Source organism: Kitasatospora sp. NPDC040550, from assembly GCF_055594965.1.
Map to the genome: position 1 here is coordinate 1 of NZ_JBVIWC010000033.1, position 18,733 is coordinate 18,733.

Below are 18,733 nucleotides of genomic sequence, written 5' to 3' on the forward strand. Positions count from 1 at the left end.
GTCCGGCGCGGACCGCGGGCACGGTCGTCAAGGACGAGGGCGAGGGCGGCAAGCAGCTCGCCGCGTTCCTGGCCGACCAGAAGTTCATCTAGTCCCCGCCCGTCAGCGCATCCAACGATCGATCAGGAGCAACGAATCATGGCTGAGATCCTGGTTCTGGTGGACCACGCCGATGGCGCGGTCCGCAAGCCGGCCCTCGAACTGCTGACCCTGGCCCGCCGCATCGGTGAGCCGTCCGCCGTCGTGCTGGGCGCGGGTGCCGCGGCCGCCGACATCGCCGCCAAGGCCGCCGAGTTCGGTGCCGCCAAGGTGTACGTCGCCGACGGCGCCGAGTTCGCCGACCAGCTGGTCGTCCCGAAGGTGGACGCCCTGGCCCAGATCGCCAAGGCCAACGACGTGGCCGCCGTGCTGGTCACCTCCTCCGGTGAGGGCAAGGAGGTCGCCGCCCGCGTGGCGCTGCGGATCGGCTCCGGCATCATCACCGACGCCATCGACCTGGAGGCCGGCGACGGCGGTCCGGTCGCCACCCAGTCGGTGTTCGCCGCGTCGTTCCAGGTGAAGTCCACGGTCACCAAGGGCGCGCCGGTCATCACCGTCAAGCCGAACGCCGTCGCCCCCGAGGCCGTCGCGGCCGCCGGCGCGGTGGAGAACGTGTCGGTGGAGTTCACCGGCAACGCCGCCAAGGTCACCTTGCGCACCCCGCGCGTCTCCACCGGCCGTCCCGAGCTGACCGAGGCCGCCATCGTGGTCTCCGGCGGCCGCGGCGTCGGTGCCGCCGAGGGCTTCGGCGTGGTCGAGGAGCTCGCCGACGCGCTCGGCGCGGCCGTCGGTGCCTCGCGCGCCGCCGTCGACGCCGGCTGGTACCCGCACAGCAACCAGGTCGGCCAGACCGGCAAGCAGGTCTCGCCGCAGCTCTACATCGCGGCGGGCATCTCCGGTGCCATCCAGCACCGGGCCGGCATGCAGACCTCGAAGACCATCGTGGCCGTCAACAAGGACCCCGAGGCCCCGATCTTCGAGCTGGTCGACTACGGCGTGGTCGGCGACCTGTTCCAGGTGCTGCCGCAGCTGACCACCGAGGTGAAGACCCGCAAGGGCTGATCCGCGGCACGGTCCCGAGGACCGGAGGGCGTGGTACCGGGTGCTCGGTACCACGCCCTCCGTCGTCGTGCCCCGGGCCGCGGGGAGCGCCGCGCCGGCCCGTAGAGTCGGCCCGACGGCGCCCGGGCGCGGGAGCCCCCGGCGCGAACAGGGCGAGGACGAGGGCGAGGACCGAGGCATGGCACTGCTGACGGCACTTCATGGCGACCACGGCGACGCGGCGGACGCGCTGCGGATCGACGGCCGGACGCTCTCCCGGGAGGAACTGCTGGGCGCGGCGACCGCGGTGGCCGACCGGGTGGCCGGGGCCCCCGCGCTGGCGGTGCTCGCCCGGCCCACCCTGGAGACGGTCACCGCCGTGGTCGGCGGACTGCTGGCGGGCGTCCCGGTGGTGCCGCTGCCGCCGGACTCGGGCCCCAAGGAGCGCGAGCACATCCTGCGGGACTCCGGCGCCGTGCTGCTGGCGCACGCCGCCGGGGAGGACGCGCCCGACGCCGGGCCGGTGGCGGCCCTGCCCGTCGACCCCGCCGAGCGCTCGGCGACCGGCTACGCCGAACCGGCCGCCGACGCGACCGGCTTCGTGCTCTACACCTCGGGCACCACCGGCGCGCCCAAGGGCGCGGTGATCCGGCGGGCGGCGATCGCCGCCGACCTGGACGCCCTCGCCGCCGCCTGGCAGTGGACCGCCGAGGACACCCTGGTGCACGGGCTGCCGCTGTTCCACGTGCACGGGCTGCTGCTCGGCGTGCTCGGCGCCCTGCGCACCGGCAGCCGGCTGGTGCACACCGGACGGCCCACCCCCGAGGGGTACGCGCAGGCGGGCGGCAGCCTGTACTTCGGCGTGCCCACCGTGTGGTCCCGGCTGGCGGCGGACCCGGCGGCGGCCGGGCGGCTGGCCCCGGCCCGGCTGCTGGTCTCCGGCAGCGCGCCGCTGCCCGTACCGGTCTTCGAGAAGCTGGCGGCGCTCACCGGGCACGCCCCGATCGAGCGCTACGGGATGACCGAGTCGCTGATCACCGTCAGCACCCGGGCGGACGGCGAGCGGCGCCCCGGCAGCGTCGGGCTGCCGGTGGACGGGGTGCGCACCCGACTGGTCGGCGAGGACGGCGGGCCGGTGCCGTACGACGGTGAGAGCGTCGGCGAACTGCAGGTCAGCGGCCCCACCCTGTTCAGCGGTTACCTCAACCGGCCGGATGCCGACGCCGAGGCCTGGACGGCGGACGGCTGGTTCCGCACCGGAGACGTCGCGGTGATCGGGGCCGACGGCTTCCACCGGATCGTCGGCCGGGCCTCGGTGGACCTGATCAAGAGCGGCGGCTACCGGATCGGCGCGGGCGAGGTGGAGGCCGCGCTGCGCGACCACCCGGCGGTCGCCGACGCCGCCGTGGTCGGTGTACCGGACGAGGACCTCGGACAGGCGGTCGTCGCGTATGTCGTGCCGGACGGCGCCGTGACGGGGGAACAGCTGACGGCCTTCGTGGCGGAGCGGCTCTCGGTGCACAAGCGCCCGCGCCGGGTCGTGCTGGTACCCGAACTGCCCAGGAACGCGCTGGGAAAGGTGTTGAAGAAGCAGCTCCTGACGGAGCACCGCGGGCACTGATGAGAGGGCGTCGGGACACGCCCGGTGGTGACGGGTGTTCACTCTGATGCGCCGTCGGCGACCGGTGCCCGGGAAACCTTCCTTTGGCGCACTCCACTGCGCGCGGTGAGCGGACGCGTGCCTAACGTGACGAGCAGGCAGAACTGAATCCACGGGAGACATGCCGCGGCCCCCGGTCGCACGGCCGGGGGCCGCGGCATGTCGGACCGGGGTCTGCCGAAGGTACGGACCGGCGGTGCCGGGACGTACCGCGTGTCCGCAGCAGTTTCCGCAGCCGCCCTTCCGGCGGCCGTACGCCGCAGTGCGTTCGCAGCAGTGAAGGAAGTCAGCAGGGATGACCACCGTCAACACCGGCGCACCGGATGCCGCCGACGAACCGACCGGGCAGCACGCCCCCGCCACCGCCGCCCGCCCCGCCGGCACCGCCCGTCCCTCGCGGGCCGCGCGGATCCGCCGGGGGATAGGCATGGCGGCCGTGATCGCGGTCGGCGTGGGGACCATCGGCCTCGGCACCGGGGTGACGCCCGCCGCGGCCGAGAAGGCCCCGGCGCACGCCGGGTGGGACGGCTCGCGGTACTGGTTCAAGAACAGCCAGGGGCAGTGGCGCTGGACCACCCACTACAGCGTGTACGTGGCGCGGACCGGCGGCGCCACGTCCTCTTCGAAGTCCTCGTCCTCCTCGAACTCCGCCAAGTCCTCGAACGGCGGGATCAAGCAGGGCTGGGACGGCTCGCGGTACTGGTTCAGGAACAGCAAGGGGGAGTGGCGCTGGACCACCCACTACGACATCTACCTGCAGCGGACCGGCGGCTCCTCGTCCTCCTCCGGTTCCTCCGGCTCCCCCCACGAGGTGGCGGCGGACGGCGACGTCGAGACCGCGGTGGAGTACGCGCTCGCCCAGCTGGGCAAGCCGTTCCGGACCGCCGGCAACGGCCCGGACGGGTACGACTGCTCGGGTCTGGTGCAGCAGTCCTTCCGGCGCGGCGGCATCGACCTGCCGCGGGTGGCCAACGACCAGTACGCGGCCACCACGCCGATCAAGGCGAGCCAGCTGCGCCGCGGTGACCTGCTGTTCTGGTCGCCGGACGGCACCGCGCGGGGCATCCAGCACGTGGCGATCTACCTGGGCAACAACCGGTACGTGGAGGCCGCGCGGCCCGGGACGCTGATCCGGATCTCCGGGATCAGCAGCGGGTACTACCCCGCGTTCATGGGGCGGCCGTAGCGCAGGGGGTGCGGGGCGTCCGGCCGGTGGGCCGGGCGCCCCGCACCCGCGCGGTCAGAGGTCGGCCGGGCGGGGGAGGGCGCCGCGGGCGCCGAGTGCGGTGACGGCGAACGCCCCGGCGGCGACGGCGGTGGCGGCCGCGTCCGGCAGGTCGGCCAGGCGGGCGAGGCCGGCGGCCAGCGCCCCGCAGAAGACGTCGCCGGCCCCGGTGGTGTCGACCACCCGGACGGTCGGTGCGGGCAGCCGGGTGAGTGCTCCGCCGACGACGACCACGGCGCCCTCGCCGCCGAGGGTGACCACCGCCCCCTCGCCCTGCCGGGCCAGCGCACGGGCCGCCTCGACAGCGCCCGCCGCGCCGGTGAGCTGCCGCGCCTCGACGGCGTTGGCGACCACCAGCGGGCGGCGCCCGGTGGGGCCGGGGTCGGGCAGGGCGCCGGCCGGGGCGGTGTTGTGCAGCCAGCGGGTGCCGCGGCGGGCAGGGCCGCGGCGACGGCGCGGATGCACTCCGCCGGGACCTCGTTGCTGGTGAGGACGACGTCGACCGGGAGCAGGTGGAGCCGGGCCAGGGCCGCGCCGACCTCGTCCGGAGCCAGGTGGGCGTTCGCGCCCGGCACGACCACGACGCTGTTCTCCCCGGCGGGGTCGACCAGCACGATCGCCTGGCCGGTGGGCGCGTCGGGGTGGGTGTGGACGGCGCCCGTCTCCACGTTCGCGCCGCGCAGGTCGTCGAGCGCTGCCGTGCCCTCGGCGTCGCGCCCCACCTTGGCGACCAGGTGGGTGGCGGCCCCCATCCGGGCCGCGGCCACCGCCTGGTTGGCGCCCTTGCCGCCGAAGCCCAGGGTGGCGTCGGTGGCCAGGACGGTCTCGCCGGGTGCGGGGAGCACGGGGCAGCGGAGGATCCGGTCGGTGTTGACCGAGCCGATGACGATGACCCGGCCGGCGGGGAGCAGCTTCACCGGGGACCTCCGTGGACACCCCCGGCTCCGGCCGGGGGCGGGGGTACCACCCGCTTGCGGGGGAGGAAGGGACCGGCTGCGGAGCGCGTCAGGTGGCGGGGTCTCGCCGTCGGGGCGGACCGCCGTGCGGGCGGCCGCGTCCGGTTGTCAGTGCCGGCCGGTCGGTTGATGTCGTGCATCTCAGGTATTCCTTTCGCAGCTGTCCGACGGAGGCTCAGCGGAAGGCGGCGGCCCGTACGTCCGGTGTGCGCGGGTCGGCAGTCGTTGCGGTTGTCCCGCAACGGGTTCCGCATCCGGGGCAACGGCAAACTGGACCTTGCCGGGATCGGCGATGAGGGCGGGGGCAGGGAGCGGTGGGCGGGAGGACGGGGGAGTGGGAGGGCGCAGGGACGGCGCGAGCGGCGTACGGTCGGGGCGCGCGCCGGAAGTCGGCCGGTCCGACTTCCCGTGCGAACGGTGTGGCGGCGGGGTGCGGCTTTGATGGCGGCCGGTCCGCATATATCCGTACCGGGCCCGTGGCCTGGGCACATGCCGCTGTCAAGGGGCGGGCCGGGGCGCGCGGGCGGGCGCGGCGAGCAGTTTTGGGGAGCGGCATGGCGCGGGTACCACCACGGGTGGCGCTGGTTCGGCCGACGGGGGCGCTGCCCGGTGCGAACGGCATCGGGGCAAGTCGAGGGCAGGGGACGTTGTGATCGTCTGGGTCAATGGCACATTCGGGGCGGGCAAGACGAGCGCCTGCCGCGAGCTGGTGGAACTGCTGCCCGGGAGCGTGCTCTTCGATCCCGAGCTGGTCGGCTTCGGACTGCGCCGGATGCTTCCGGCCGACCGGCTGGCCACGGTGTCCGACTTCCAGGACCTCGCGGCCTGGCGTCGGCTGGTGCCCGAGACGGCCGCCGCGCTGCTCGGCGAGGTGGGCGGGCCGTTGGTGGTGCCGATGACCCTGCTCAGAGAGGACTACCGGGACGAGATCTTCGGTGATCTCGCCGCGCACGGGATCACGGTGCACCACTTCGTCCTGGATCCAGAAGAAACGATCCTGCGAAACCGCATCGCCCACCGCGACGAATGCCCGGGCGACCCGGAGCGCAGCGAGCGGGTCCGCACCTGGTGCCTGGAGCACCTGCCGCACTACCGGGCGGCCCGCCGCTGGCTGGTCGGCGACGCCCGGATGATCGACACCGGCGCGCTCACCCCGCGCGAGACCGCGCACCGGATCGCCGAACTCGTCCGGGTCGGCGCCGCCCGCTGCCCGATCGTCCAGGCCCCCGATCCGACCGGCGACACCGTCGCCTCGGCCGTGCTGTTCTTCGACGAACAGGACCGGGTACTGCTCGTCGACCCGGTCTACAAGCCCGACTGGGACTTCCCCGGCGGCGTGGTCGAACGCGGCGAGGCCCCCACCGACGCTGCCCTGCGGGAGACCGCCGAGGAGCTCGGACTGCGCCTGGACCCCTCGGTGCTGCGGCTGCTCGCCGTCGACTGGGAACCGCGTACCGGCCCGCGCCGCGGCGGCCTGCGGCTGATGTACGACGGCGGACTGCTGGACGACGCCGGCCGGCAGAACCTGCTGCTGCAACAGGAGGAGCTGCGCGGCTGCCGGTTCGTCACCCTGGACGAGTCGGCCGACCTGCTGCCGCCCAGCCGCTACCGGCGCCTGGCCGCCGCGCTGGACGCTCGGCGCAGCGGGGAGCTGCGCTACCTGGAGGCGGGGTGCCGGGTGGCGCTCGGCCGCCTGGCCAGCACGGCGGACGCGGCGTAGGGCCGGAGGGCGTAGGGCCGGAGGGAGGAGGGCCGACCGCGCGGCCCCGGTTGGTGGCGTGGCCGGTGTGGGGGTCAGGATGGGGGCATGCCGTTCACGCTGAGCCATCCCGCCGCCGTCCTGCCCCTGCTGCGCGCCGCCGGGGAGCGCGGGCCGCTGGTGGCCTCGGCGCTGGTGGCCGGGTCGATGGCGCCCGACGTGCCGTTCTTCGCCGAGTCGCTGCTGCCCGGGGTGTACGGGCACGGTGGGCTGACCCATGCCTGGTGGGCGGTGCCGACGCTGGACGTGGCGATCGCCGGCGCGCTGGTGGCGGGGTGGCACGGGCTGCTGCGGGCGCCGCTGGTGGGGCTGCTGCCCGAACGGTGGGCGGGCGGCGCCGAGGCGTTGACGGTCCGCCGGGCCGCGGCGACCGGTGCGGGCGCTACCGGCGGCTGCGGCGGTGCCGGGGGCCTGGGCGCGGACGCGGCCTGGTTCCTGGCCTCGGCGGCGGTCGGTGCGGCCACCCACGTCGGCTGGGACGCGTTCACCCACGGCGGTCGGCTGGGCGTGCGGCTGCTGCCCGTACTGGACCGGACGGTGGCCGGGGTCCCGGTCTACGAGGCGCTGCAGTACGGGAGTTCGGCGCTGGCGCTGGCCGCGCTGGGCGGCTGGGCGGCGCGCGCGGTGCGGGCCGTCGAACCGGTGCGCCCGGCCGTGCGGCCGGCGCCGCGCACCCGGCGGGCGGCCACCGCGGTGCTGGCCGCGGCGACCGCGGCCGGGGTGCTGCACCGGATCGCCCCGCTGCGCCGCAATCTCGTCCCGGAGGTGTGCTTCGGGGCCGGTGCCGGGCTCGCGGTGGGTGCGGTCGGCTACGCGGCGGTGGTCGCGGCCGCCCGCCGGTGGCGTGGCGGGCGGCCCGGGACCGGCGGGAACTCCCGTCAGACGGTGCGCAGTTCCGCGTAGCGGCGGAGGAACAGGGCCTCGGTGAGGGCCATCCGCTCCAGCTCCTGCGGGTCGACGCTCTCGTTGACGGCGTGGATCTGGGTGGTCGGGTCCTCGACGCCGATCAGCACGATCTCGGCCTGCGGGTAGAGCGAGCGCAGGGTGTTGCAGAGCGGGATCGAGCCGCCCTCGCCGGAGGCGACCATCGCGGTGCCGAAGGCCTCGGCCATCGCCTCGCCCATCGCCTCGTAGGCCGGGCCGCTGGTGTCGGCGCGGAACGGGGCGCCGTTGCCCTGGCGCTGGACGGCCAGGCGGGCGCCGAGCGGGACCTGCGCCTCCAGGTGGGCGACCAGGGCGTCCTGGGCGGCCCCGGTGTCCATGCCCGGCGGGACGCGCAGGGAGATCAGCGCCTTGGCGGCGGCCTGCACCGAGGAGGTGGCGCCGATCACCGGCGGGGCGTCGATGCCGAGGACGGTGACGGACGGGCGGGCCCACAGCCGGTCGGAGACGGTGCCGGTGCCGGTCAGGGCGACGCCGTCGAGCACCTTGGCGTCGGCGCGGAACTGCTCCTCCGGGTACTGCACGCCCTCCCAGGTCTGGTCGGCGGCCAGTCCCGCGACCGCGACGTCGCCGTTCTCGTCGTGCAGCGAGGCGAGCACCTTGATCAGTGCCTGCAGCGCGTCGGGGGCGGCGCCGCCGAACCCGCCGGAGTGCAGGTTGCCGGCCAGCGTGGTGATCGAGGCCTCGACCACCGTCATGCCGCGCAGCGTGGCGGTCACGGTCGGCAGGCCGGGGGCGAAGTTGCCGGTGTCGCCGATCACGATGACGTCGGCGGCGAGCAGCTCGGGGTGGGCCTCGGCGTAGCGCTCCAGACCGCCGGTGCCCTGCTCCTCGGAGCCCTCCACGATGACCTTCAGGCCGACCGGGTAGTCGTCGCCGTAGACCTGGCGCAGCGCCCGCAGGGCGGTCAGGTGCATCAGGATGTTGCCCTTGCAGTCGGCGGCGCCGCGCCCGTACCAGCGGCCGTCGCGCTCGGTCAGCTCGAAGGCCGGGCTGTGCCAGCCGCTCTCGTCGAGCGGGGGCTGCACGTCGTAGTGCGAGTAGAGCAGGACGGTCGGGGCGCCCTCGGGGCCGGGCAGCTCCCCGTAGACGGACTGGGTGCCGTCCGGGGTGTCCAGCAGCCGGATGCCGGTCAGGCCCTCGGCGGCGAAGGCCTCGGCGACCCAGTGCGCGGCCTTCTGGCACTCCTCGACCGGGAACTGGCGCGGGTCGGCGACCGACTGGAAGGCGACCAGCTCGGCGAGGTCGGTGCGGGCACGGTCCATCAGGGACCGGACGGCGTCGGCCAGGGGCTGTGTCATCGGTGCTCCGAAAGGGACGGGTCCGCCCGGGGGGTGGTACGGGCGGAGGGGGTCGGTTGGGGTACCGCCGATCATAGGCGGAGCCGTCTGGAGGACAGCGGGGAGCTTCCGGATCGGTGGGTGGTGCGGCGTCCGGGGCACCGGGCGGACGCATAGGATTGGTCGACGTGACTGACTCCGGAAGCCCTGATTCCCGTAGCCCGATCGACAACCCGTCGGACGTTCCGGTCGAGCGCCCGTCGGACGCCCCGGTCGACAGCCCGTCGCAAGCCCCGTCGGAGGGCCCCCTCGACGAGGCGTCGCAGCCGCAGGACGGCGTCTGGGACGTCGTGGTGGTCGGCGCCGGACCGGCCGGGGCCTCGGCCGCGCACGCCGCCGCCGCGCAGGGCCGCCGGGTGCTGCTCCTCGACAAGGCCGAGCACCCCCGCTACAAGACCTGCGGCGGCGGCATCATCGGCCCGTCCCGGGACAGCCTGCCGCCGAACTTCGAACTGCCGCTGCAGGACCGGGTGTCGGCCGTCACCTTCGCCTACGACGGGCAGTACACCCGGACCCGGCGTTCCAAGCGGATGCTGTTCGGACTGGTCAACCGGGACGAGTTCGACCTGCGGCTGGTCCAGTCCGCCAAGCAGGCCGGGGCGGTGCTGGTCACCGGAGTGACCGTCACCGGGGTCGAGCAGCGCGGTGGCGAGCACCGCACGGCCGTGGTCACGGCCGCCGACGGGCGCACCTTCGAGGCCCGGGCGGTGGTCGGCGCGGACGGCAGCGCCAGCCGGATCGCCCGGCACGTGGGCGTCACCTTCGACCAGATCGACCTCGGCCTGGAGGCCGAGATCCCCGTCCCGCCGCAGGTCGCCGCCGACTGGTCGGGCCGGATCCACCTCGACTGGGGCCCGCTGCCCGGCAGTTACGGCTGGGTGTTCCCGAAGACCGAGACCAGCAGCCTGACCGTGGGCGTGATCTCGGCGCGCGGCGACGGCGAGCGGACCAAGCAGTACCTCGCCGACTACATCCGGCGCCTGGGCCTGTCCGGCTTCCCCCCGCGGGTCGAGTCCGGGCACCTGACCCGCTGCCGGGCCGAGGACTCGCCGCTCTCCCGCGGCCGGGTCCTGGTGGCCGGGGACGCGGCCGGACTGCTGGAGCCGTGGACCCGCGAGGGCATCTCGTACGCGCTGCGCTCCGGTCGGCTGGCCGGGGAGTGGGCGGTGCGGATCGCGGAGGCGGGTGACGCGGGCACGGTGCGGCGCGAGGCGCTGAACTACGCGTTCGCGATCAAGGCCGGGCTGGGGGTGGAGATGCGGGCGGGCAAGCAGCTGCTGAGCGCCTTCGAGCGGCGGCCGTACCTGTTCCACACGGCGGTCACCACGGTGCCGGCGGCGTGGCGGGCGTTCGCCCGGACCACCCAGGGGCACACCACCTTCGCGCAGCTGCTGCGGCAGAACCGGGCGGCGCGCAAGCTGATGGCGATGGCCGCCCGGTAGCGGGACCCGGTCCGTGCGGCCGGGCCGGCAGCCCCGTTCGGGGCGCCGGCCCGGCTGGCGGTGGTGGTCACTCGAGCCCGGTCACTTGAGCCCGGTCACTTGAGCCCGGTCACTTGAGCCCTGCGTCGAGGGCGGACATCAGGGTGCCCGACGGGGTGTCGCCGGACATCTCCCAGATCATGCCGCCGAGCAGGTTCTTCGATTTGAGGTAGGCCGCCTTCTGGGCGATCGACCAGGCGTCGTCGAAGGTCCACCACTGGCCGTTCGCGCCCGTGTAGCCGTACGTGGCCACGGACTTGGGATCGTGGTAGACGGTGAGGCCCGGCACGCCGGTGATCAGGTTCTGGTACCCGCGGGTGCCGGCCTCCTCGGCGAACTGGCCGGGCGCCGCGCCGTTCGCGGACTGCCAGACGCCGTGGGCGCCGCCGTCCGCCACGCCCTGCCAGCCGCGCCCGTAGAACGGGAAGCCGATGGTCAGCTTGCGCGGGTTGACCCCGGCGGCGAGGTAGGTGCGGACGGCGCCATCCACGCTGAAATGGAAGCCGTAGGGGTCGTTCGGGTCGGGGTAGAGGTTGGAGGCCTGGCCGGTGCGGTTGGGCTCCCAGGAGTTGTCGCTGCCCGAGCCGTGGAAGTCGTAGCCCTGGACGTTGGCGATGTCGAGCGAGGTGAAGACCTTGCCGAGGTCCCAGCCGGCCGCGACCTTGGCCGGGTCGGCCGGGGTGAAGGCGGTGAGCAGCTTGTGCGGGCCGCCCAGCGCGTCGAGCTGCTTGCGGAACTCGGCCGCCAGCAGGGTCAGGTCGGCCTTGTCGTTCGCGCTCCAGTGGTTGCCCGGGTGGCCGTCGCCGGAGCCGGGCCACTCCCAGTCGAGGTCGATGCCGTCGAAGATCCCGGCGGCCACGCCGTCACCTCCGGCGCCGTTGTAGGCGGGGAGGTTGCCCTTGATCCAGGTGTCCACGCAGGACTTGACGAACTTCTGCCGGGACGCGTCGGTGGCGGCGACGTCGGAGAAGTACTTGGAGTACGTCCAGCCGCCGAGCGAGACGACCACCTTGAGGTTCGGGTACTTGGCCTTGAGCTTCTTCAACTGGTTGAAGTTGCCCCGGAGTTTGCCCCAGCCGTCGTCGGCCACGCCGTCCACCGACTGGTCGGCGCTCATCGGGCGGGCGTAGTCGGCGTCAGCGTCACCGGCGCCGGTGCCCTGGTCAGGGTCCTCCGGGTTGGCGGTGGTGCCCTTGGTGACGCCCGCGAGGCAGGTCAGGTTGACCGGATCGATGTTCTCGAAGGCGTAGTTGACGATGTCGAGCTTGGCCGCGCTGCCCGAGGTGTCGAGGTTCTTGACGAAGTACTGGCGGCCGTAGATGCCCCACTGGACGAAGTAGCCGACCCGGGCGTACGTGCCGGCGCCGACGATGTCCGCGGTGGTCACGGCGAGCGGCGCGGAGGCCGGCGAGGTGTTGTCGGCGGGGTCGCGGGCCTGCACCGTGAAGGTGTAGGCGGTGGACGGCGAGAGGCTGCCGACGGACGCGGTCAGCGTGCCGCCGTCGACCGTCGTCACCAGGGTGGCGCCCTGGTAGACGTCGTACGCGGCGACCCGGACGTTGTCGGTGGCGGCGTTCCAGGCGAGCGCCACGTCCGAGGAACCGACCGATGTGGCACGGAGGCCGGTGGGTGCGGTCGGCGGGACCCGGTCCGTGGAGGGGTCGAAGGTGGTGGCGGTCACGGGCGCGCTGAGCGGGCCGGTGTTGCCGCGGCTGTCCTTGGCCCGGACGGTCAGGGTGTAGGTGGTGGCCGGGGTGAGCCCGGTGACCAGGGCGTTGGCGGTCGGGCCGGAGGCGAGCACGGTGGTGCCGCTGAGCACGTCGTAGGAGGCGACCGGGAAGTCCCCGCCGGTGGCGGCCGGCCAGCTCAGGGCGAGGGTGTGCGCGGTCGACCCGGTGACGGTGGGGGTGCCCGGCGCGGACGGCGGGACGTCGGCGGAGCCGTCGCACTTGTCGCCGTTGATGCGGCAGTTGAGCGGGGTGGAGACCGGGCCGGTGCCGACGAACCAGAAGCTGTACGGCTCGGTGGTGCTGTGGGCGTTGACGGTCGCGTTGTAGTACGCGGCGGTGGCGGTGACGTGCCGGCCGTTGACGGTCGCGGTGCCGTTGCTGGTGTTGCCCAGGGTGACGCCGGCGGGCAGGTCGAAGTCCAGGGTCCAGCCGGTGACGGCGGTGGCGTTGTCGTTGTGGACGATGTACGTGCCCTGCCACCAGGAGCCGTTGTCGGCGGTGGTGAAGGTGGCGGTGAGCTTGCCCGCCGCGTTCGCGGGGGCGGCGAGTGCGGTCAGGACGGCGAGTGGCAGGAGCAGGACGGACAGCAGCGCCAGCAGTCTGCTGCGCATGCGTGGGCGTCCCGCCCGGGGTCGAGCGGACATGGTTCTCCCTGTGGCTGTGGGGGTTGGACAGGGTGACGTAGAACCGGTGGCGATCCGTGTGCGATCGGTGCCCGCGCCGTGGGGGGCGGGGGCATGGGCACTGTAGGAGGACTGGACCAATGCGTCAACAGGTCTGTACCACTGGGGAGTTGGGGGGCGGGCGGTTGGGGTGCTGGAGGGGCGGCGGGGTTGCGGGGCGGCGGGGTGCTCACCGGCCGCCGGAGAGCTCGTCCCCGAGCGCGCTGCGCCGGTAGAGCACCGAACGGCCGTGCCGGGCTCGGGTGACCAGGCCGGTGGCGGCCAGGACGGACAGGTGCTGGCTGACCGCCCCCGGGGTGACGCCCAGCCGGTAGGCGAGCTCGGTGGTGGAGGCCGGCTCGGCGAGCAGGCCGAGCAGCCGGGCCTTCGGCGCGCCGACCAGCGCCTCCAGGGCGCGCGGCGGCACCGGCGGGCCCTCGCCGGCCATGGCGGCCTGGCCGCGTGCCGGGTAGCTGATCTGCGGGGCGCGGGTGCTGTCGATCATGGTGATCGCGCCCCGGACGAAGAAGGTCGGGCAGAGCACCAGGCCGCGGCCGTCCACGGCGGTCTCCACGTCCCCGTCCGTCCAGTGCCGGTTGATCGACAGTGCGCCGTCCGCCCACTCCAGGCGGTGGTCGAGGTCGGTGAACAGGGCCGCCGCGCCGTGCTGGGCGAGCACCCGGGCCCGGTACACCAGGTCGGCCTCCAGGACCGCGCGGGCCTGCGGCCACCAGGCGGGGGCGAGGCACACCTCCCAGTACTCCTCCAGGGAGTCGCAGATCCGGCTCAACAGCCGGGCCGGGTCCCCCAGTCCGGCGGCGAGCAGGGCGGGCAGCGGCTGCCCGTGCGGCAGGAAGGTCAGCTCCAGTTCGGCGCGCAGCTGCTCCGGCGGGAGGGCGCGGACGGCGGCGAGCTCGGTGCGGAACTCCGGTGCGGGGGAGGGCGGCCGTGGGGTCAGGAAGTCGGGGACCCAGCGGTTCTCGGCGACCAGGGAGAGCAGCAGTCGGGAGTCCAGGCGCTCGAAGGAGGGGCCGAGCCGCTCGAAGGCCGGGCTCTGGAGCCGGTACCGGCCCGGGTGGGTCCACATCCGCAGGCTGAGCACGGCCTGGAGGATCGGGGAGTAGGAGAACCAGGTGCTGGCGAGGTCGTCCAGACGGAGGGTGAAGCGGTGCACCGGGGTCCTCCCGTCGGCTGCCGGTCGTCGAGCTTTTAGCCAGAGCCTAAAGGAGTACCGGGCGCGGCCCGGTCGGCGGTGGAATCCTCGGCATGACCACCCCACCTGCGGAGTCCTCCGCACCGCCCTTCGGTGTGCCCGCGCACCAGCCGGCCGGCCGCCTGCCCGAGGCCCTCCGGCGCCGCCTCCACCCCGATCCGACGGTCCGTCGGCTGGCCGGGATCACCCTGGTCAACACGGTGGGCAACGGCCTCTCGCTGGCCGTCGCGGTGCTGTTCTTCACCCGGGTGCTCGGGCTGAGCGCGGCCCAGCTGGGGTTCGGGATGACGGCCGCCGGTCTGTGCGGGGTCGCCGCCAGCGTGCCGGCCGGCCGGGCCGCCGACCGGTGGGGCGCCCGGCGGGTCCTGGTGGTGCTGGTCTCGATCGAGGCCGTGGGCACGGCCGGGTACGCACTGGTGCACGGCTACGCCGCGTTCGTGGCCCTGGCCTGCGCCGTCTCCGCCGTGGACCGCGGCGCGGCCGCGGTGCGGAACGCGCTGTACGCCCAGGTGCTGCCCGCCGACCGCCGGGTGGCCGGCCGGGCGTACCTGCGGGTGGTGACCAACATCGGCATCTGCCTGGGGACCGGCCTCGGCGCGATCGCGCTCCAGTTCGACACCCGGCCGGTCTACCTGGCGGCGATCCTGGCCGACGCCGTCTCGTACGTGGCCGTCGCGCTGCTGATGTACCGGCTGCCGGTGGAGGCCGGTGCGGAGCCGGGCGCCTTCGCGACTGTCCCTCCCCCGGTGGGTGCCTCCTCGGCCGGGACCCGTACGGCGGACCCGGGCGGAAAGGGCGTCGAGCACGGCCGGCGGCGCAATCCGGCGCTGCGTGACGGTCCGTTCCTGGCCGTGACCGCGCTCTGCTCCGTCCTCGGGTTGCAGTTCGCCGTCCTGGAGGTCGGCGTCCCGCTGTGGATCGTCCAGCAGACCGACGCGCCGCGGATCACCGTCGCCCTTGCCTTCATCGTCAACACCCTGATGGTGATCGCCCTCCAGGTGCGGGCCACCCGGGGCACCGAGGAGCGGACGGCCGCCGCCCGGGCCTGCCGGCGCGCCGGACTGGTGCTGGCCGCCTCCTGCCTGGTCATCGCCATGGCGCACGGACTGCCCGGGATCCTCGCCGCCGCCGTGGCGCTGGTCGCGATCGGCTTGCAGTCGCTCGCCGAGGTGATGGGACAGGCGGGCGGCTGGGCGCTGAGCTACGACCTCGCGGGCGAGCACGAACACGGCGCCTACCAGGGGGTGTTCAACGCGGGCTCGGCGGCCGCCGCGATGGCCGGACCGGCGGTGGTCAGCACCGCGGTGATCGGCTACGGGGTGGCCGGGTGGGCGGTGCTGGGTGCGGTGCTGGTGGCGGCGGGCCTGGCGATGGGGCCCGCCGTCCGGTGGGCCGGACGGCGGGAGGCGCGGCTGCGGGCGGCGTGAGGAGCCGGCGGGAATTGTCAGACACGCCCTAGTCCGGGACGACCGCCGTCGCCTCGATCTCGATCAGCACGTCGGGCCGGAACAGGGCCGCGACCTGCATCGCGGAGGCGGCCGGGAGCGGCAGGTCGCCCAGGTACTCGTTCCGGGCGTCCCGGATCGCCGCGAGGTGGGCGATGTCGGTCATGAAGAAGGTGAACTTGACGACGTCCGAGAAGTCGGCGCCGGCGGCGGCCAGGCAGCGGCGCAGGTTCTCGAAGATCTGACGCGCCTGGGCCTTCGGGTCACCCGCGCCGACCAGGTTCCCGTGCTCGTCGAAGGCGACCTGTCCGGAGACCTGGACCAGCCGGCCGGTGCCGGTGACGACGTGGGTGTAGCCCTTCGCGGGGAACACGCCGGGCGGCTGGGTGATGTGGGTGAGGTGCGTGGTGGTCATGGTGCCTGATCGTGCGCCACCCTACGCCGGGACGCAAGCGGTCACCCCCGGTCAACCCGCTCGTCAGCGCACCACTTCGGGCAGCTCGCGCCGGAACGCCCGCTCGGTGGCGGGCAGTTGGGCGGCCGGGCCGGAGGAGCGCAGCACCACGTCCAGGACCTCGCCCGGGTCGGCGGCGTAACCCCCGCTGGCCCAGGCGGCGTTGGCCTCGACCACCGCCCAGCCCCGGTCCGTCCGTCCGACGTCCACCACCACCGCACCCGGCAGCGGGGCGTGCGAGGCCGAGGCGGCCAGCACGTCGCGGGCGAAGGCCAGCACCTCCGGGCCGTCCGCCCCGAGCGGTGCGACGGACAGGTCACCGTCCCGCGCGTAGCGCGAGCCCGTCCGCACCGCGCCGTCCAGGACGAACAGCCGGTACTCCGTGCGGAACCGCACCACCTCGCTCACCAGCACCGGGGTGTCGCCGTCCAGCAGCCCGGGCCCGGGCAGCGCGTGGCCGCCGGGGTAGACCCGGGCGGCGAACAGCTTGTCCGCGGGCGGCTTCACGAAGGCCGGGCCGCGCAGCGCACGGGCCTCGGCCAGCGTGGTCGCCGACACCCGTCGGCCGGTCAGCGCGAGCGGCAGCCGGGCGAGCCAGTCCTCGGCCGGCTCCAGCAGGGCGAGGCCGAGCTCCCGGCCGACCGCGTCCGCGAACAGCGGCCCGCCGTACACGTGCACCGCGGCACCGAGCAGCTCACGCGGCGCCCGCCAGGAGGCGGCGGTGTGCGCGCGCAGGCCGCGCAGCCCGGCGGCGGTGCGCAGCTGGAGGCCGGTCTCGTTGATCCGCGGGGCGAGCAGCAGGACCGGGGGGTCGGTGGTCATGGGCCCATGCTGACGGGCGGTCCGGGACCGCCACCAGCGGTTTTCGGCCCGGCGGCTGGACGGCCTGAGCCGTACCGGGCCCGGCGGCCCCGGCCGGGCGGCAGCCGGCTGCCGCCCGAGGGGTGCCGATCGGCTCTGGCCGAGGGGCGGGTGGGCGTGCCAGAGTCGTGCGGGCGCGGTCCGGGCACCCCGGGCCGCGCCCGCAGTCCGACCCACCCTCAGCCGGAAGGCAGGCCCACGCCGATGACCAGCGCAGAGCCCCTCGTCCGCGTCACCACCGCGGACGCCGTCACCACGCTCACCCTCGACTCGCCGCACAACCGCAACGCGCTCTCCTCCCGCCTGATGTCCGAGCTGCACGCCGGACTGGCGGTGGCCGCGGCGGACCGGGACGTCCGCGCGGTGGTGCTCACCCACACCGGCAAGGTGTTCTGCGCGGGCGCGGACCTCTCCGAGGCGACCGGCGCGGACCCGACGGTGGGCCCGCGCGGCCTGGTCGAGCTGCAGAAGGCGATCGTGGACTGCACCAAGCCGGTGATCGCCGTGGTCGACGGGCACGCCCGGGCCGGCGGCCTCGGCCTGATCGGCGCGGCGGACCTCGCCGTCGCCGGACCGGCCGCGACCTTCGCCTTCACCGAGGTCCGGCTCGGCCTGGCGCCCGCCGTCATCTCGCTGCCGCTGCGCCCCAAGCTGGAGCCGCGCGCCGCCTCCCGCTACTACCTGACCGGTGAGGTCTTCGACGCCGCCGAGGCGGCCAGGATCGGTCTGATCACCCAGGCGGCCGAGTCCAGCGAGTCCACCGGAGTGCTGGTGAAGGGCCTGCTGGACGCGCTGCGCCAGGGCTCGCCGCAGGGGCTGGCGGAGTCCAAGCGGCTGGCCAACGCCGAGGTGGCGCGGTCCTTCGCGCGGGACGCGGACGAGTTGGTGCAGCTGTCGGCGCGACTGTTCGGGTCGGCGGAGGCGCAGGAGGGGATGCGGTCGTTCCTGGAGAAGCGGCCGGCGGCCTGGGTGCGCTGAGCCTGCGACTGGGCTGGGCCTGCGACTGGGCTGGGCCTGCGACTGGGCCGGGCCTGCGACTGGGCCGGGCGTCCGGCGGGGCTGAGCCGCGGCCCGGCCCCGCCGGTCCGGGGTCAGATCGCCGCGGCGGTCCGCCAGTGGTCGAACAGGTCCGGGTCGCCGCTGAGCTCGACCCGCCCGGCCCGCTCGACGGTCAGCCGGTTCCAGAGCAGCGGGTAGAGCTCGGCCGCCGGACCGCTGACCGTCAGGTCGGCGGGCTCGGGGTGCTCCTCTGTAGTGACGGCGAGCGGCTCCCGGGAGAGCGTCAGGTGCCAGGAGCCCGCCCCGTCGGTCGGCCGGATCCGGATGGTGCGCGGGTCGTCGCTGTGCACCTTCGACCGGCCGCGGAGCAGGAAGCCGCGCAGCAGTTCGTCGATGCCGTCCAGGGCGAGCGCGCCGTCGACGCCCGGGCCCGGTGAGCCGGCCGCCGCGTCGGCGTCGAGGCGGTGGACGGCGGTCTCGTGCGCCTGGCGCCGGGCCCAGAAGGCCAGCGGGCTGGGCGCGGGCAGGAAGGTCCAGCACTCGACGTCGGCGGGGGCCTGGGACAGCACGGTCAGTAGGGCGGCATGCCCCTCCCGGTACCAGTCGAGCAGTGCGGCGTCGGACGGGTCCGGGCCGACCACGGCCTGCCGGTCCGCGTCGTCCGGCGGGCCGCTCAGGCCCTTCGCCGGGAAGGCGGCGGCCCAGCGGTGGACCTGGCCGATGTGGCGCAGCAGGTCGCGCAACTGCCAGTCCGGGCAGGTCGGGACGGGGGCGGTGAGGTCGGCGCGGGCGGCGGCGTCGGCCAGCAGGGCGCCCTCGCGGCGCAGTGCGTCGATGTGCTCGGAGATCTCCATGGGACGGAGTCTTCCACCGCCGTCCGACATCGGTGGCGGATTTCGGACGGCCGCCCGGAGCGGTGCGGAAGG

Annotated in this window: 15 protein-coding genes and 2 pseudogenes; 9 read left to right on the forward strand and 8 right to left on the reverse strand. The window is 74.9% G+C overall.

The features are described 5' to 3' along the window. The 4 genes and pseudogenes from ACZ58X_RS34700 to ACZ58X_RS34715 form a co-directional block, all read left to right on the forward strand. Positions 1–92 (forward strand): annotated as a pseudogene (locus ACZ58X_RS34700) (electron transfer flavoprotein subunit beta); the annotation flags it as partial. A gap of 46 nt (positions 93–138) precedes the next feature. Continuing rightward, on the forward strand, positions 139–1,101 hold the full coding sequence (locus ACZ58X_RS34705; protein ID WP_470337554.1) for an electron transfer flavoprotein subunit alpha/FixB family protein: 963 nt from the start codon (positions 139–141) through the stop codon (positions 1,099–1,101). A 178-nt stretch (positions 1,102–1,279) separates the two neighbouring features. Then, a complete protein-coding gene (locus ACZ58X_RS34710) occupies positions 1,280–2,701 on the forward strand; it encodes an acyl-CoA synthetase (protein WP_470337555.1) in 1,422 nt (473 codons plus the stop codon). Between the two features lie 334 nt (positions 2,702–3,035). After that, positions 3,036–3,926 carry a C40 family peptidase gene (locus tag ACZ58X_RS34715; protein WP_470337556.1) on the forward strand — a complete coding sequence of 297 codons (891 nt, stop codon included), beginning with the start codon at positions 3,036–3,038 and terminating at the stop codon, positions 3,924–3,926. A 54-nt stretch (positions 3,927–3,980) separates the two neighbouring features. Here ACZ58X_RS34715 and ACZ58X_RS34720 read toward each other — a convergent pair whose 3' ends face one another. Next, on the reverse strand, positions 3,981–4,430 hold the full coding sequence (locus ACZ58X_RS34720) for a PfkB family carbohydrate kinase (protein ID WP_470337557.1): 450 nt from the start codon (positions 4,428–4,430) through the stop codon (positions 3,981–3,983). A 20-nt stretch (positions 4,431–4,450) separates the two neighbouring features. Further along, a pseudogene (locus ACZ58X_RS34725) lies at positions 4,451–4,882 on the reverse strand (PfkB family carbohydrate kinase); the annotation flags it as partial. Between the two features lie 688 nt (positions 4,883–5,570). On the opposite strand from ACZ58X_RS34725, the gene ACZ58X_RS34730 reads away from it, so the two are divergent. After that, positions 5,571–6,641 (forward strand): NUDIX domain-containing protein, encoded by a 1,071-nt coding sequence (locus ACZ58X_RS34730; protein ID WP_470337558.1) that lies wholly within the window; start codon positions 5,571–5,573, stop codon positions 6,639–6,641. 87 nt (positions 6,642–6,728) lie between these two features. Continuing rightward, positions 6,729–7,583, forward strand: a complete 855-nt coding sequence (locus ACZ58X_RS34735; protein WP_470337559.1) for a DUF4184 family protein — start codon at positions 6,729–6,731, stop codon at positions 7,581–7,583. Here ACZ58X_RS34735 and ACZ58X_RS34740 read toward each other — a convergent pair. Then, positions 7,559–8,923, reverse strand: coding sequence for a M20/M25/M40 family metallo-hydrolase (locus ACZ58X_RS34740; RefSeq protein ID WP_470337560.1), 1,365 nt, complete (start codon positions 8,921–8,923; stop codon positions 7,559–7,561). The two genes, ACZ58X_RS34735 and ACZ58X_RS34740, sit on opposite strands and share 25 nt — an antisense overlap. 167 nt (positions 8,924–9,090) lie before the next feature. On the opposite strand from ACZ58X_RS34740, the gene ACZ58X_RS34745 reads away from it, so the two are divergent. After that, positions 9,091–10,404 carry a geranylgeranyl reductase family protein gene (locus ACZ58X_RS34745; protein ID WP_470337561.1) on the forward strand — a complete coding sequence of 438 codons (1,314 nt, stop codon included), beginning with the start codon at positions 9,091–9,093 and terminating at the stop codon, positions 10,402–10,404. Positions 10,405–10,513: 109 nt separating this feature from the next. Here ACZ58X_RS34745 and ACZ58X_RS34750 read toward each other — a convergent pair whose 3' ends face one another. Both ACZ58X_RS34750 and ACZ58X_RS34755 read right to left on the reverse strand, forming a co-directional pair. Then, the gene (locus ACZ58X_RS34750) at positions 10,514–12,784 is read right to left on the reverse strand and encodes a glycosyl hydrolase family 18 protein (protein ID WP_470337562.1); all 2,271 of its coding nucleotides are present in this window, start codon (positions 12,782–12,784) and stop codon (positions 10,514–10,516) included. 241 nt (positions 12,785–13,025) lie between these two features. Next, on the reverse strand, positions 13,026–14,009 hold the full coding sequence (locus ACZ58X_RS34755) for an ArsR/SmtB family transcription factor (protein ID WP_470337563.1): 984 nt from the start codon (positions 14,007–14,009) through the stop codon (positions 13,026–13,028). Between the two features lie 92 nt (positions 14,010–14,101). Between ACZ58X_RS34755 and ACZ58X_RS34760 the strand changes: the two genes are divergently transcribed. Continuing rightward, entirely contained in the window at positions 14,102–15,475 is a 1,374-nt protein-coding gene (locus tag ACZ58X_RS34760) for an MFS transporter (protein ID WP_470337564.1), read from the forward strand. Positions 15,476–15,503: 28 nt separating this feature from the next. Here ACZ58X_RS34760 and ACZ58X_RS34765 read toward each other — a convergent pair whose 3' ends face one another. Both ACZ58X_RS34765 and ACZ58X_RS34770 read right to left on the reverse strand, forming a co-directional pair. After that, positions 15,504–15,908 (reverse strand): RidA family protein, encoded by a 405-nt coding sequence (locus ACZ58X_RS34765; RefSeq protein WP_470337565.1) that lies wholly within the window; start codon positions 15,906–15,908, stop codon positions 15,504–15,506. Positions 15,909–15,971: 63 nt separating this feature from the next. After that, a complete protein-coding gene (locus ACZ58X_RS34770) occupies positions 15,972–16,769 on the reverse strand; it encodes an ATP-grasp domain-containing protein (RefSeq protein ID WP_470337566.1) in 798 nt (265 codons plus the stop codon). Positions 16,770–17,012: 243 nt separating this feature from the next. On the opposite strand from ACZ58X_RS34770, the gene ACZ58X_RS34775 reads away from it, so the two are divergent. Then, on the forward strand, positions 17,013–17,786 hold the full coding sequence (locus tag ACZ58X_RS34775) for an enoyl-CoA hydratase family protein (RefSeq protein ID WP_470337567.1): 774 nt from the start codon (positions 17,013–17,015) through the stop codon (positions 17,784–17,786). 113 nt (positions 17,787–17,899) lie between these two features. On the opposite strand, the gene ACZ58X_RS34780 is transcribed toward ACZ58X_RS34775, so the two are convergent. Continuing rightward, complete coding sequence (locus tag ACZ58X_RS34780) at positions 17,900–18,661, reverse strand: maleylpyruvate isomerase family mycothiol-dependent enzyme (protein WP_470337568.1); 762 nt, start codon at positions 18,659–18,661, stop codon at positions 17,900–17,902. Between the last annotated feature and the right edge of the window lie 72 nt (positions 18,662–18,733).

Bases quoted from the DNA above. Each gene is read 5' to 3' on its own strand.
- ACZ58X_RS34705 (WP_470337554.1), top strand. From the start codon at position 139: ATGGCTGAGATCCTGGTTCTGGTGGACCACGCCGATGGCGCGGTCCGC.
- ACZ58X_RS34710 (WP_470337555.1), top strand. From the start codon at position 1,280: ATGGCACTGCTGACGGCACTTCATGGCGACCACGGCGACGCGGCGGAC.
- ACZ58X_RS34715 (WP_470337556.1), top strand. From the start codon at position 3,036: ATGACCACCGTCAACACCGGCGCACCGGATGCCGCCGACGAACCGACC.
- ACZ58X_RS34735 (WP_470337559.1), top strand. From the start codon at position 6,729: ATGCCGTTCACGCTGAGCCATCCCGCCGCCGTCCTGCCCCTGCTGCGC.
- ACZ58X_RS34740 (WP_470337560.1), bottom strand. From the start codon at position 8,923: ATGACACAGCCCCTGGCCGACGCCGTCCGGTCCCTGATGGACCGTGCC.
- ACZ58X_RS34750 (WP_470337562.1), bottom strand. From the start codon at position 12,784: ATGCGCAGCAGACTGCTGGCGCTGCTGTCCGTCCTGCTCCTGCCACTC.
- ACZ58X_RS34760 (WP_470337564.1), top strand. From the start codon at position 14,102: ATGACCACCCCACCTGCGGAGTCCTCCGCACCGCCCTTCGGTGTGCCC.
- ACZ58X_RS34765 (WP_470337565.1), bottom strand. From the start codon at position 15,908: ATGACCACCACGCACCTCACCCACATCACCCAGCCGCCCGGCGTGTTC.
- ACZ58X_RS34770 (WP_470337566.1), bottom strand. From the start codon at position 16,769: ATGACCACCGACCCCCCGGTCCTGCTGCTCGCCCCGCGGATCAACGAG.
- ACZ58X_RS34775 (WP_470337567.1), top strand. From the start codon at position 17,013: ATGACCAGCGCAGAGCCCCTCGTCCGCGTCACCACCGCGGACGCCGTC.
- ACZ58X_RS34780 (WP_470337568.1), bottom strand. From the start codon at position 18,661: ATGGAGATCTCCGAGCACATCGACGCACTGCGCCGCGAGGGCGCCCTG.